We start from the raw sequence: 14,553 nt of genomic DNA, 5'->3' as shown, positions 1-14,553 counted from the left end.
ACACAAAAAAATCACACAAAAAAAAGAGTTAAATTGTAACACGAATCATGTTATAATTTAACTCTTCAGTATAAACGACATGCGCTTATGCTCCAAGCTTAAATACTAGTCCGGTGCTAATGCCTGCTAACACAACTGTGCTTTGTGTATTAACACCGCTACCTCCAGTGCCTATGTAAAAGCCACCGTATTCAATTGGTAAAAATAGATTTCCTTGAACATTTAAACCTAATCGATCAGTAAGCATAAAGTTTGCGCCTCCTTTAAAAAAGAAAGTAAAGCGTGTAGAGTTATCTAAATAATAATTTCCGTTGTTATTATCATTTTCAGGTGATATAAAAACAACACCCAAACCGCCTCCTAAAAAAGGCTTAATGTGCTGGTTATTTCCTAAGTAATGATTAGCTCCTACAAGTAGCCAATCCATGTTTAGGGTTGATGTGGTATTTAAATTAGGTCTGTTGTAATACACATCTTTTAATTTAGTTCCGTGGCGGTAATAGCTTATTTCACCTACCATATTAGGTCTTACTTCCATGCCTAAAGAAATCCCATATTGATCACTATTGTCTACTTTTAAGTAGCCATTAGGGAAATTTAACTTAGCTCCAAATTGAGCTCCGTAAGAAGCCGTAATCTCAAAGTTTTGAGCGAATGCAGTGTACAAGGGAACAAGCACTAAAAAAGTAAATAAAATGGTTGTTTTTTTCATAGGTTTAAATGGTTTAAGGGTATGTTAATTTTAATGATTAGATGTAATCATGCAAATACAAGGATTACCATATAGGTTAAATCAATTTCTATTTAAAGTAGTAATAGGTTAAAATTATTATTTCTTTTTAACCCCATTAATAATGGTTTTTGCGTAGTTTTTAGCCAAATTATGCCCGGTTTCTAAATTATCAATTTTAGAGGTTACCGAGGCTACCAACTGTTCTTTTTGAGGTAAGTCTAAATTATAAACAACAGTTTCTAGAACATAAATTTTTGCTGTTTGGGTATTCACTTCAACTGGTTCGTATACCCCTTTAAAACTCGGACTTGGTAGCGGGCTGCTGTAAAAACCAAAAAAACCGATGTTATATAAATTAGAATAACTGTTTAATGTAGCTCCCGCTTCGTATCCACCGCTGGCAGTCGTTTTTGAAATTTCCTCCACACCAATAACTCTACTAAATACTACGCCATTAAATCCATCTTGAGTGAGTTTCTCCTTAATTTTAGAAACAGCTTCTTTAGAAACGGAATCACTAGAATTAATATCAGGGTATTGCTTATAACTAGATGTGGCTTTTATTTTTTCGGCCTTCAATTGTTTTGTAATTTGATCTTCATAAGCCGCTCTAATGTCTTGGTTTTTAACCTTTACAATCACTAAAACATTTTTAGATTTTATGGTAGCAGCATTGCCCGAAGTCCAGTGGTTTACTTCTTGTACACTTGAACATCCTGAAAGAATAAAGATTGTAGCGAGAGTTAATAATTTGTAAATTGAAAGCTTCATATTTATATTTTGTAGTTAATGAAATGATGTTTTAGTTTGTGAGGGTAATAATTCCTTAAACTTAGCACAAATATAAACTTTGCTTTGTATTTATATGATGGCCTTAGTTATTTAATTGTGATGTTTTTTAAAAGAAAGGTATTTTACGTGATTTTAGTTTGAAACTAGTCTATTCTTAGGACAAGAGGAGGTAATCAGTTTTTTTTAGAAACTTTAGAACGGGGATTAAAGCAGAAATAAGTCAAATAAAATACTTAGTAAACAAAGAAAAACTACTATTTTAAACTTATTGGTTACCCCTTATAACATGAGTTAATATTGACCTTTAGTAGATTTTATTTAATATCTTTTTTTAAGTTTTTAGGATTTTGTCTTGTATCAAAAATTGTGATGATTTCAATTTCCTTTTTATCAAATTTTATTCTATAATAAAGCGTTGTTTGTTTTGTTACTACACATTTATATAGGTTATGAAATTCAGATGATTTTGGACAACTTTCAGGATGAGTTGAAATTTTTTCAATTTTATCAGTTAATTTAGAAATAAATTTACCTCTAGTATTTAGGCTCCAATTTTCTAATAGGTATTCTGAAAGCTTTAGAAGTTTTTTTTCAGCAACTTCTGATAAGTATACCTTCATTTAGGATAAAATTTTCTTTAAAAAAGATTCATAGGAAACCCTTTTTCCATTGTCAAGATCTTCAATTCCTTTTTTTAATTCTTCTTGTTCAGTCAAACTTAACTCATTCCAAAAGTCCTTTTTCTCCTTGTTTACGAAATCGGCTATACGTTGGATGAACTCAGTATTATCATTTTCCAAGATAATCTTCATTAACTCTAGTTTTGTAGTTTGAATGTCCATTGTGAAGTCTTTTAAACAAATTTACGAAAAAAAATCTTCCAAAATTTTTGTGAGATAAAGGTGTAGATCATTTTCACTTTTAGATAATTAAGGTAAAATGTTTTTACCATTATAATTCCTCAATCATCAAATTAAAATCATACTGTAAATCCTCGTGAAGTGTACTTATAATTTTCTTTGCAAGTGCTAACTGTCGGTTATATAAATTCTGAAGTTGCACACTCTTAGAAATGGAAGGTTTAAAAGCTTTGAGTTGTTTGCAAAAATAGAGCAGTAGTTCCACTTCCGTTTCTTTTTTCGGGGAGTAGCGAATAAATTTTTTAACGTTACGAAGTATTTTTCGTGTGCTTTTTCTAATGTAAAAGTAGCTGGTACGGTTTATAGTTTTAAACTCGTCATCCATATAATGCTTAACACTTTCAATATAGTCATCTTCATGATGAGACTCGAAAAGTAAATAGGTGAGGAGTTCCTTGTTTTCTTTTTTAAAACGTGACAAGCGTAAACAAAGGGCTTGTAGTTCTTCTGAAGTTAAGGTATCTAGCTCTTTTTTTATTTCTCTAACGGAAATAGCTTTCATGGGTTGCTTGGAGTGGAATTGGTTAATGGTTTTTAGTTTTCTAAAAACGAGATGTTTGGTTTCAGAACCATTGCCCCCTTTGACATGCCCGCGGTGCCAATTGTCTGAAATTTCAATACTAAAATAAATGATAAATCCTGAAATTTAACCAATCTAAAAATTTAATTAACCGAAAGTTGCCTACTTACCTAAGTTTAGGGTATTTTGTAGGGTTGCTTTCGTGCATAACTTCATAAATACCTTCAAAAATATCCTCGGCTGAAGGTTTAGAGAAATAGTCACCATCATTCCCATAGGCAGGTCGGTGTGCTTTTGCAGATATGGTTTTAGGTGCACTATCTAAATATTGAAAAGCTTTTTGATCGTTTAAAAGGTTATCTAGAATATAAGCCGAAGCGCCACCAGGAACATCCTCGTCAATAACAACCACACGGTTTGTTTTGGCTATGCTTTTTACAATATCATGATTTAAATCAAAGGGCATTAGGGATTGTACATCAATAACTTCAGCATCAATGCCAGCAGCTAGTAATTCTTTGCTAACCTGTTCTACAATGCGTAGCGTAGAACCGTAAGAAACTAGGGTAATATCTTGACCTTCTTTTAGCTTTTCCACAACACCAATAGGCGTTTTCATAACTCCTAAATTATTCGGCATTTTTTCTTTTAAACGGTAACCATTTAAACATTCCACTACAATGGCAGGATCGTCACCTAGTAATAAGGTGTTATAAAATCCAGCGGCTTTGGTCATGTTTCTAGGTACTAAAAGGTTTACTCCTTTTACAAGGTTTAAAATACCACCCATTTGTGATCCTGAGTGCCAAATTCCTTCTAAACGATGGCCACGGGTTCTTATAATTAAAGGGGATTTTTGTTTCCCTTTTGTTCGGTAATGTGTTGTTGCTAAATCATCGCTTATAATTTGTAAAGCATACAGGATATAGTCTAAATATTGAATTTCAGCAATTGGTCGTAAACCTCTTAACGACATACCAATGCCTTGTCCTAAAATTGTGGCTTCACGAATGCCAGTGTCGGCAACACGAAGTTCGCCATATTTGGCTTGTAAGCCTTCTAGTCCTTGGTTTACATCACCAATATTACCAGTATCCTCTCCAAATATTAAAGTTTCGGGATAGTTTTTAAAAATGGCATCAAAATTATCACGTAAAATGATGCGTGCATCAACCATTTCAGCATCATCATCATAACTGGGCTTAACTTCTTTTATACGTGTATTAGCCCCTTGCGTTTGTGAATATAAATGTGAGCTAAATGCAGGCTGAACATTTTCAAAAATAGAATCAATCCAAACCTGAAGTTTACGTTTTTCTTCAAAATTTTCAAATACAAGATATCTTAATACTTTGCGAGCATTAGAAAGTAGGTCTTTGCGCGTTGGCTCATCTATACTTGTAAGGCTTTCAATTATTTTAGATATAAAAACACCATTAGCACTTAATTTTGCTATAGGTTTTAAAAGCGTAATTAATTCCTGATGTTCTCTACTAATTGGCTTTAAAAAAGTATTCCAGGCATTTTTCTTGGCTTCACGAACATCACGTTTTGCAGCGCGATCAATTTCAATAAGCGCTTCATTTGTTGCAATACCACTTTCTATAATCCAGTTACGAAATTTGAGATTACAGTCATTGTCGGATTCCCATTCTAATCGTGCAGCATCCTTATATCTTTCGTGCGACCCTGAAGTAGAGTGTCCTTGAGGCTGAGTTAATTCTGTAACATGTATTAAAACAGGCACGTGTTCATCTCTAGCAATTTTTCCGGCTTCTTGGTAGGTTTCAACTAAATTCGCATAATCCCAACCTTTTACACGTAAAATTTCAAAGCCTTTATTTTCGCTATCACGCTGAAAACCTTTTAAAATTTCAGAGATATTTTCTTTGGTCGTTTGGTGTTTGGCGTGTACCGAAATACCGTACTCATCATCCCAAACGCTAATCACCATAGGTACTTGAAGCACCCCTGCTGCGTTAATAGTTTCAAAAAACAAACCTTCACTGGTACTGGCATTACCAATAGTTCCCCAAGCGACTTCATTGCCATCAATTGAAAAATTACTAGTATTTATACCTTTTACATTTCTAAATATTTTTGAGGCCTGAGCTAAGCCTAACAAGCGTGGCATTTGTCCGGCTGTAGGAGAAATATCGGCACTGGAATTATATTGCTCGGTAAGGTTTTTCCAGCTTCCGTTTTCATCTAAACTATGTGTTACAAAATGACCACCCATTTGGCGGCCAGCAGACATGGGTTCTAACTCTAGATTGGTGTTGGCATAGAGTCCTGAAAAAAATTGTTCGGCAGTAAGTTCACCAATGGCCATCATAAAAGTTTGGTCTCTGTAATATCCCGAGCGCCAATCGCCTTTTTTAAAAGCTTTAGCCATGGCCAATTGCGGCACTTCTTTACCATCACCAAAAATGCCAAATTTAGCCTTTCCCGTTAGCACTTCACGTCTACCCAAAAGACTACATTCTCGGCTTATTGTGGCTATTCTATAATCATTTAATACTTCAGTTTTAAAATCTTCAAATGATAGGTTATTGCTCAAATCTGATAAGGTTTGCATAGAAGCCGTGCTTTTAAGTTGTGGCAAAAATAGTTAATTTTTGGCTTTTTTGCAATTATAAAAGATCTTAAGTTATTGAGAATAATTAAATATGTTGACTTATTTGTGTGTTTTTATTAGAATAAATGAATAAAAATTATGGTTTTATTGATTATTCTTAAAATTTAGTCGTTAAAACCAACGCCTTCGGAATAAACCGAGAAGGGATTGTGGGTCTACGGTAAAAATAAATCTAATATGCTGACTGTAATGGGGTTGAGATATTTCCCAGCCTAAATTTGAATATATTGGAAAGTATAGTTCAAAATAGTCGGTTACTAAATTAACACGAATTCCGGTGCCATAAACAAACTTAGGGTCTTCAAATTTGTTTTTTACAAAGCCGACATCGCCATAAAGTAATATGTAACGCCATAAGGTTGTGCTAGCGTTCAAAGTTGTGATCCATTGATTAGCAAATGCTGGTTCTAATTTGGATTTGAAGCCCCCTTCGGCAGGAATGTATTGCTGACTGAATATTCCAGTAGTTTCTGAACGCCCTAAGTAATTATAATCGAATAAATAATCGGTGGGACGGTTTAACGCAAAGCTGAAATAATCGGAATTAGGATCGTTATTATTCTTTAAAAAAGTACCAGCAAAGGCTCTTAAATTAATCTGACGGTTGTTTTCAAAAAGATGTCTGTACTCGTAATTTAAAGACAGTTTGCTAAATTCATTACTAAACTGTAAATCGACATACCATTTATAAAAGTTGATGAGGTTGTCGTTCGAATAAACAAACCTTGTGTTAAACAGAGAATAATTGGGTTCGTCTGTAGTTATAATGTGTTGCTCGTCTTCGTCTCTATGAATATCAACGAATCTAAAGTACAAACCGCCTCGTTTATTCGATCGAAAATCCTTATTATCGCGATATAATAAAGATACTGAAGGGCTAACACGTCGCACGAATAAATCTTCTGCATAAGACATATACGAACCAGTAAATCCGTAATTGAGATAATATAAGTTGCGATCTTGAATATTATGGGTTTTTGAAACCGTTAGGGAACCTGTTACCGAGTTAGAGCCAAACGAGTACTGTGGCGCAACTTTATAATAAAACATACGACGTAAAACCGTTTTGTTATACGCCTTTAATCCCAGGTTAATACCGTCGTAAATGTTATTGAATTCTAAAATAGGCATTATAAAAACCTGACTGTAATTCGGATCTTCAATATCTTTAAATAAACGTATTTGTAAAGGTTTGTTATTTGAAAGTGGTCCTTTTATAGATTTCCAATTGTCTCTTAAGTTAAATTCTGGTATGGTATTATCGTAATTTAACACCAATTTATCGCCATCATTTCTAGGAATGGTGAGGGTTTTGTACTCTTTAATATTTTCTACCCATTGTTTAGCAACGACACTATCGTTTTTAAGTGTGTATAATGAAACGGGCATATTATTCTTGCCTTTGTTTTTAATCGTTAAGGTGATGGAGTCTTCGGTTTTACTGACTTTTTTAATCTTGTAGTCCATCACTTTTCTAGTCGCCAAGTAATCTGTAAAAAACCAATCGATGTTCTTATCAGTGTGTGATTTTAAATGCTCTTCAAATGCAGAAACAGACGTGTTTTTAAGCTTTGATGTTTTTACATAATTTTCTATGCTTTCTTCAACCATTTCTTTGTCAGTGAAATCGTCTAGATATTTAAATCCGATACCAGCTTTGTATTTATTAGCGATGTTGGCGTTAAATTTTAAAAGCGAATCTTTTGCTGTAGTTAAGGCTTGATCTCGATTGGTTCGAGCCATAATCATAAATGCAAGAATGTACTTATCATTGTATATCATATCGGAAGCATGGAAGGGTCTGGCAGCCCAAAAATCGGCGAGAGAACCTAAAAACTTCATGTTTGGATAAAATTGATCTACATATTGCATCATGTAGTAAATTTGAATCCCGTCAATGAGCCATTGTTCGGTTCTCGGATTAAGAAGTAAAGTGTTTTCTAAATAATTATATAAAGCAACCTTTAAAATTTTAAGCTCATATTCGAAGCTTACAGGGTGTGTTTTTATAAATTTTGGAAGAAAATTTAAACCATAAATAGGATCTTTGTCGTAATCAATTTGTGAGAGTAATAATTTTTTATGAGGATATGCTCCAAAATTATCTGTAATGAATTTGGCCACTTTCTCTTTGATGACGACCTGGTCTAGTAGTTCTACATCTTTACCTGAAATATCTGAAACTAAGGACAGCGTATCGGTTTCAACCGTATCAAAATGTGAAAATTTTTGAAGAAAAATTTTGTTTGAATTTCTATTCTCTCCTTGTAATCTAATAATTTGATTTTTAGGTGCTTCATGCAAGTCAACTAAATCTAAATCTGAAGTAAGATGGTATTTTTTAGGGAAGGAAATTTCTAATGTAATATTGGCTTTAGGAATGAATAAATCGTCTAAATTCTTATTGCTGTAATAATGCCAAGTACCGTCGTAAACCGCAGGCGTGATATACCAATACCTTAAGCTAATATCGCCTGTATCACTTATACCATATCGCGTAAATTGTGCATGCGGAATCCTTACCGTGTATTCCAGATCTAAGATGTAGCTTTCATGTGGTTGTAAAGGTTCTTCTAAATAAACTTTTAGAATGTCTTGTTGATTTTTCAACTCATGGTAATCTAAATGCTTTCCGTTTTGACTAATATATTCAATGCTTGAAAAACCACGATCTTCATCTTTAACTAACTGAAATTCGTCTTTGTATTCTTCAGCTAATCTTTTCGCTAATGGGGTGTTTTTCGAGGAATAACTGTTGTTCCAATCATTAAGATAGATGCTTTCTAATACCTTATCAGAATCATTATAATATTGTATCGTTTGGGATATTTTAATGGTTCTATTTTCTACATCGAAATCTGCCTTCACCTTAATTTTATTTTGACTAAAACTAAGAAGGCATGATAAGATGAAAATACAATTAAAAAGTCCTTGTCTCAACAATAATGGCATTTGGGTTATTATATAATGTGTAATTTATGATTACTTCTACAATCTATCATTTTAATATTAATAATGAATGAACTTCATTATCATACTAAACTTGGTTTAAAAATTCGGACTTAAGTCTGAACTCTTATAAAATTCATCAAGGATATCGATAACTTCATCTTCGTTATCAACTAGATGAATGAGGTCTAGATCTTTCTCACTAATATTGGCATAACCATCTAAAAGGGTAGCCTTAATCCAATCGAGTAATCCAGCCCAGAAATCCCTTCCGACCAAAATAATAGGGAATTTTCCAATTTTATGAGTTTGTATTAAGGTGATGGCTTCAAAAAGCTCGTCTAAAGTACCAAAACCTCCTGGCATAACCACAAAGCCTTGTGAGTATTTTACAAACATCACTTTACGTACGAAAAAGTAATCAAAATCTAGGTTTTTGTCTGCATCAATATAAGGATTGTCATGCTGTTCAAAAGGCAATTCAATATTCAATCCAACAGAAGTTCCTCCGGCTAAATGCGCGCCTTTGTTTCCTGCTTCCATGATTCCTGGTCCGCCACCAGTAATTACACCATAGCCACCCTCAACAATTTTTTTAGCCACATTTTCAGCCAATTTATAGTACTTATGATCTGGTTTTGTTCTAGCAGATCCAAAAATAGAGACACAAGGGCCTATTTTGCTCATTTTTTCAAAACCACTTACAAATTCTCCCATAATTTTAAAAATGGCCCAAGAATCATTGGTTTTAATTTCGTTCCATCCTTTTGGGTGTTTTTCTGTTCTCATAATTTGATGTTTTTTATGCTTTACGCTGTAGGCTTTATGTTTACCGCCTTTAATTCTTTTTTTAAAAATTTAGCCGTATGGCTTTTTTTGTGTTTGGCTACTTCTTCTGGTGTGCCTTCAACGATGACTTTTCCGCCACCTTTTCCGCCTTCATAACCAATATCTATAATATGGTCTACTGTTTTAATAACATCTAAATTGTGTTCAATAATGAGTACGGTATTACCTTTGTCGGCAAGTTTGTTAAGTACTATCATCAATACACGAATGTCTTCAAAATGTAAGCCCGTAGTTGGTTCGTCTAATATGTAAAAAGTGTTGCCCGTGTCTTTTTTAGACAACTCGGTGGCTAGTTTAATACGTTGTGCTTCACCACCAGAAAGCGTGGTACTTTGCTGTCCTAGCGTGATATAACCTAATCCAACATCTTTTATCGTTTTTAATTTTCGGTGTATTTTAGGAATGTGCTCAAAGAAATCGACCGCTTCATTTATGGTCATCTCTAACACATCACTTATGCTTTTTCCTTTATATCGAATTTCTAAAGTTTCGCGGTTAAAACGTTTGCCTTGGCAGGTTTCACATTCTACATACACATCGGGCAAGAAATTCATTTCAATAACGCGTAAACCGCCGCCTTGACAGGTTTCACAGCGGCCGCCTTTAACGTTAAAACTAAATCGGCCTGCCTTATAACCCCTTACCATAGCTTCAGGAACTTTAGCAAATAAAGCTCGAATTTCGCTAAAAGTACCTGTGTAAGTGGCAGGATTACTTCGTGGGGTTCTACCTATGGGTGATTGATTAATATCAATAACTTTATCGATGTGCTCTAAACCTTTAATACTTTTATAAGGCATGGGTTTTTTAACCCCATTAAAATAATGCGCATTTAAAATAGGGTAGAGGGTCTCGTTAATTAAAGTGGATTTTCCACTACCAGATACCCCTGTAACTCCTATCATTTTTCCCAAAGGAAACTTAACGGAAACGTTTTTTAAATTATTACCCGTACATCCTTTTAACTCTATAAAATGCCCGTTGCCTTCACGGCGTTTTTTAGGGATTTCAATTTCTTTTTTGCCGTTTAAATAATCGGCAGTTAAAGTGTTGTGGGTTTTTAGTTCATCAGGATTACCTATACTAATGATTTCTCCACCATGTTTTCCGGCTTTAGGGCCGATATCAATAACGTAATCGGCACGCTCAATCATATCCTTGTCGTGCTCCACCACAATAACAGAGTTTCCAATATCACGTAAAGAGACTAAGGAATTGATGAGTTTTTCGTTATCACGTTGATGCAGGCCTATACTAGGTTCATCCAAAATATAAAGCACACCCACCAATTGCGAACCAATTTGTGTGGCTAGTCGGATACGTTGTGCTTCACCACCAGAAAGTGATTTTGAACTTCTATTTAAACTCAAGTAGTCTAAGCCTACGTCTAATAAAAACTGCAATCTTGATTTTATTTCTTTAAGAATTTCTTCTGCAATTTTTAGTTGTTTTACCGAGAGTTTCTCGTTTAGCGCATCAAACCATTGAGCTAATTCTACAATATCGGTTTGGGCTAATTCGGCAATGTTTTTACCGTTAAGTTTGAAGTAAAGTGACTCTTTTCTTAATCGTGAACCTTCACAAACAGGGCAATCAACCTTATCCATAAAATCTTTTGCCCAGCGTTTTATAGAGGTTGATTCGGCATTGTTATATTGATTTTCTATAAAATTGGCAATGCCTTCAAAATCTATTTTATAATCTCGCGTAACCCCTAAAGTTTTACTTTCTATAGAAAATTTTTCATTGCCTCCGTACAAAATCATTCGTTTTGCTTCTGCAGGAATATCTTTATAAGGATCTGTTAAACTGAAATTAAAGCGTTGTGCAATAGTTTCCAGCTGTTTAAAAATCCAACTGTTTTTTTTAGGGCCCTGTGGTGCTAAGGCGCCGTTATGAATGGAAATAGAATCGTCGGGAATAATTTTGGCTTCATTAACCTGATAAAGGTTTCCGATACCATTACAATTTGGACATGCTCCTTTTGGGGAGTTGAATGAGAAATTGTTAGGTTCTGGATTCGGATAGGATATACCAGAACTGGGACACATTAAATTACGACTAAAATAACGGGTTTCCTGAGTGTCTTGATCTATAATTAGTAGCACATTGTCGCCGTGATACATGGCTGTATTTATGGTTTCAGAAAGGCGCTTGTCGTTATCGGCCGTATTGTTAATTACCAATCGATCTATAACTATTTCGATATCATGATTTTTGTAACGATCTAATTTCATGCCTTTAGTGATGTCTTTAATCTCACCATCGGTGCGCACTTTTACAAAGCCTTGTTTTCCTATTTGCTCAAATAACTCGCGATAATGCCCTTTTCTGGAACGTACCACTGGCGCTAAAATATTGATGCGCTTTCCTTTAAAATCACTGTAAATCAGCTCTTTTATCTGGTCGTCGCTATAACTCACCATTTTTTCGCCCGTGTTAAAGCTGTAAGCATCAGAAGCACGAGCAAATAGTAAACGCATGAAATCGTAAATCTCAGTAATGGTACCAACGGTAGATCGTGGCGATTTACTGGTTGTTTTTTGCTCTATGGCAATAACGGGCGATAAGCCATCAATTTTATCAACATCCGGTCGTTCCAAACCACCTAAAAACTGTCTGGCGTAAGCCGAAAACGTTTCTATATAGCGGCGCTGACCTTCAGCATATATGGTATCAAAAGCCAAAGAAGATTTTCCGCTCCCCGATAAGCCTGTAATAACTACAAGTTTTTCTCTAGGAATGGAGACATCAATGTTTTTAAGATTGTGAACTCTAGCTCCTTTAACTTCAATAAAATCGTTGAATTGGCTCATAAATTTGCAAAAGTGCAAAGTTACAATTTTAGTTGTTAATTTCTTGTGAAGTTTTATGGTCTTCCGCGAAAGCGCTATTTAAATTTTAGCTTTAGTTTTCCGCTTTAATTTCTTTAAAATTTCTGCTGAAGACCTTATATTTAGCTGAATAAAACTATTAAGATAATTTAGACTTATGAAAATATTAGGAATAGGATCACGCATCAATCATTCTGAATTTGGTAAAGGCGTGGTAACCAATGTTACAGCACAATATTATTGGGTGACTTTTATAGATAGTGGCCTAGAAACCATTGAAATTGACAGCGATTTTGAGGTTATTGAAGCTGCCGATGGCGATGTAGATACCATTAGTTTTGCTGAAGTTGAAAGTAGCTTAGTGCGTATATTGAAAAAATATAGTGATGTGAGCGAAGTGGTACCAATTGCAGATAAATACAAGGGCGGTAAAATAATTCTTGAACCTGGCGATACCAATTTAAAAGCTTACGAATTGCCAATAGATAAGTTTTTTAATAAGATTATTATGGTTAGAGATCGCTTGCGAGTTATGGAACAACGTATTAACTCAAGCGATTTGGATGAGCAAAATAAAGTGGACTTGCAGCAGTACATTACCAGAATTTACGGGAGCTTAACGAGTTTTAATGTGCTTTTTAAATCTGATAGCCATAAGTTTGTGGGGCAGCGCAGTAAGTAAAAATGCTGGACTTAACTTCAAAAAAAAAGGATTACCTTATTTGGAAATAAAGTAATCCTTTTTAAAGTTTATGTGGTATATGAGGACTAATTCTTATAATTTAAAACTTTAATTATTTTTTAGATATTTCGCCAGAATTTAGGGCTTTAGTAAAATCGGCTTCTACGGTATTTAAAAATCCGAAAAACTTTCTTCCATTTTTAGGTTCTAAAGTAACCTGTGTATTTCCTTGACTATTAGTAGTTACGTTTTTTACAACAACGACTTTTCCATCTACACTGTTATAATTTGCAAGTCCTCCACGTTTAACAATAAAATTAAGTCTAGGGAAATCAACATGATTAAACTTGTCTGCTTTTTGAACGTTAATCACAAGCTCATCACCAACTTGAACATCTTGACTAATTGGATTTGTAGTGTTCGCAAAAGAAAAACCAAAGGCTAAAAACAATAAAAAAGTTAATTTTTTCATAGGATATAAATTTTAAATTTAATGGTCTGATTTAAGTGTTTTCCTTAAATCTTCAACTAAAATAATGAAGTGAAATAGGTTGAAAAAATTCGTTTTGAAGTCCTTAACAATTGTTGAAATTGGTCTGTTTTCAGAGGAAGGATATAAATTTAAGGGTACTATATTCTATAAAAAATGTTTTATAAATTTTAGGGGGTGTTTTTTAAAGGGTAGCTGTGTTTAATACCATAAAAAAGACATGGAGGTGTGTTAAATTTTAGGGTTGATATTTTTTTGAAAATTGTAAAAAATTAACAAAATTTAACGATTTAGCGACTTATATCTGCTTTGCTTTTTGAGCTTTTAATAAGCTTAAATAAGGGTAGAGCATGTGAAGCTACTGTTTTAGTTGTACCCCTTAATATCGGTGATTTCTATTCCTAAAAACAGCAGTTTGTGAAACTCTGGGAGTTGGGCTCCGGTTTCGGTTGTTTTCCAATGATCCCAAGACGCTTCTAAACCATCGATAGGTAAAATGGACGTCCACATTTTAAAAGCTGTAGGTTTTTTGTTTTTATCTAAAAGCCATAAATACGAATCACCAGGAGTAGTACCTCCAGTAGTGTATGTTACTAAAAGCGCGTCTTTACCGTTTTCTTTTATCAAACGACGTTCAACACCTTTATCGAATACTTTGTATGGAGCTACCAACCAAAAGGAATCGTTATTAAAATACATGGTGGCTTTTTCAATAAGTTCTGGTGCTAATTCACTCTGATTTATAAAGCCTTGAATATAAACTTTAGTGTTTTCTTTATTATTTAAATCTAAAACCACTCGATAGGATTTCCAGTATACCTCACAGATGTTATTTTTTTTGTCCCACTTATAATGATGACGCTTTTTAAAGGTCCATTCAATATAGTTGGTGTTTTTGTAGGCCTCGTAGTTTAAAGCTTCTAACATGTTATGAGCTAACTGGTCGGCTGTTTCTCCTTGAACCCCGGTAGGTAAATCTTCATTATATTTAAAATAAAGGAAACCAAAAAAAAGTAAACTTGGAAGAGTGAAAAAAATAATGACACCAGCTATAATTTTAAATACTTTAGTAGATTTTTTAGTCATAAATTGTTTGTTTAGGGCTTGGTTGCCCTTAATTTATTAATAACGTCATTTTAAAGATAG

General features: G+C 34.0%; 12 protein-coding genes. 1 reads left to right on the top strand and 11 read right to left on the bottom strand.

The features are described from left to right. Window positions 1–85: 85 nt before the first annotated feature. The 9 genes from C1A40_RS15875 to uvrA form a co-directional block, all read right to left on the bottom strand. The gene (locus tag C1A40_RS15875) at window positions 86–712 is read right to left on the bottom strand and encodes an outer membrane protein (protein ID WP_102996755.1); all 627 of its coding nucleotides are present in this window, start codon (window positions 710–712) and stop codon (window positions 86–88) included. A gap of 117 nt (window positions 713–829) precedes the next feature. After that, window positions 830–1,504, bottom strand: a complete 675-nt coding sequence (locus C1A40_RS15870; protein WP_102996754.1) for a hypothetical protein — start codon at window positions 1,502–1,504, stop codon at window positions 830–832. A 335-nt stretch (window positions 1,505–1,839) separates the two neighbouring features. Then, on the bottom strand, window positions 1,840–2,145 hold the full coding sequence (locus C1A40_RS15865) for a type II toxin-antitoxin system RelE/ParE family toxin (RefSeq protein ID WP_102996753.1): 306 nt from the start codon (window positions 2,143–2,145) through the stop codon (window positions 1,840–1,842). After that, window positions 2,146–2,337, bottom strand: a complete 192-nt coding sequence (locus C1A40_RS15860) for a hypothetical protein (RefSeq protein WP_241910440.1) — start codon at window positions 2,335–2,337, stop codon at window positions 2,146–2,148. 139 nt (window positions 2,338–2,476) lie between these two features. Beyond that, on the bottom strand, window positions 2,477–2,947 hold the full coding sequence (locus C1A40_RS15855) for a hypothetical protein (protein ID WP_102996751.1): 471 nt from the start codon (window positions 2,945–2,947) through the stop codon (window positions 2,477–2,479). A 184-nt stretch (window positions 2,948–3,131) separates the two neighbouring features. Then, complete coding sequence (locus C1A40_RS15850; RefSeq protein ID WP_102996750.1) at window positions 3,132–5,543, bottom strand: alpha-ketoacid dehydrogenase subunit alpha/beta; 2,412 nt, start codon at window positions 5,541–5,543, stop codon at window positions 3,132–3,134. A gap of 171 nt (window positions 5,544–5,714) precedes the next feature. After that, window positions 5,715–8,471 (bottom strand): metalloprotease, encoded by a 2,757-nt coding sequence (locus C1A40_RS15845; RefSeq protein ID WP_241910439.1) that lies wholly within the window; start codon window positions 8,469–8,471, stop codon window positions 5,715–5,717. Window positions 8,472–8,651: 180 nt separating this feature from the next. Then, window positions 8,652–9,341, bottom strand: coding sequence for an LOG family protein (locus C1A40_RS15840; RefSeq protein ID WP_102996748.1), 690 nt, complete (start codon window positions 9,339–9,341; stop codon window positions 8,652–8,654). A gap of 20 nt (window positions 9,342–9,361) precedes the next feature. Continuing rightward, a complete protein-coding gene (gene uvrA / locus C1A40_RS15835) occupies window positions 9,362–12,217 on the bottom strand; it encodes an excinuclease ABC subunit UvrA (protein ID WP_102996747.1) in 2,856 nt (951 codons plus the stop codon). Between the two features lie 175 nt (window positions 12,218–12,392). Between uvrA and C1A40_RS15830 the strand changes: the two genes are divergently transcribed. Further along, the gene (locus C1A40_RS15830) at window positions 12,393–12,917 is read left to right on the top strand and encodes a hypothetical protein (RefSeq protein WP_102996746.1); all 525 of its coding nucleotides are present in this window, start codon (window positions 12,393–12,395) and stop codon (window positions 12,915–12,917) included. A 112-nt stretch (window positions 12,918–13,029) separates the two neighbouring features. Here C1A40_RS15830 and C1A40_RS15825 read toward each other — a convergent pair whose 3' ends face one another. Continuing rightward, window positions 13,030–13,389 (bottom strand): hypothetical protein, encoded by a 360-nt coding sequence (locus C1A40_RS15825; protein ID WP_102996745.1) that lies wholly within the window; start codon window positions 13,387–13,389, stop codon window positions 13,030–13,032. A gap of 384 nt (window positions 13,390–13,773) precedes the next feature. Beyond that, a complete protein-coding gene (locus tag C1A40_RS15820; RefSeq protein ID WP_102996744.1) occupies window positions 13,774–14,493 on the bottom strand; it encodes a hypothetical protein in 720 nt (239 codons plus the stop codon). Window positions 14,494–14,553 lie beyond the last annotated feature (60 nt).

Source organism: Tamlana carrageenivorans (assembly GCF_002893765.1).
Classification (GTDB): Bacteria; Bacteroidota; Bacteroidia; order Flavobacteriales; family Flavobacteriaceae; genus Pseudotamlana; species Pseudotamlana carrageenivorans.
This window is presented reverse-complemented; position numbering and strand designations above follow the sequence as displayed.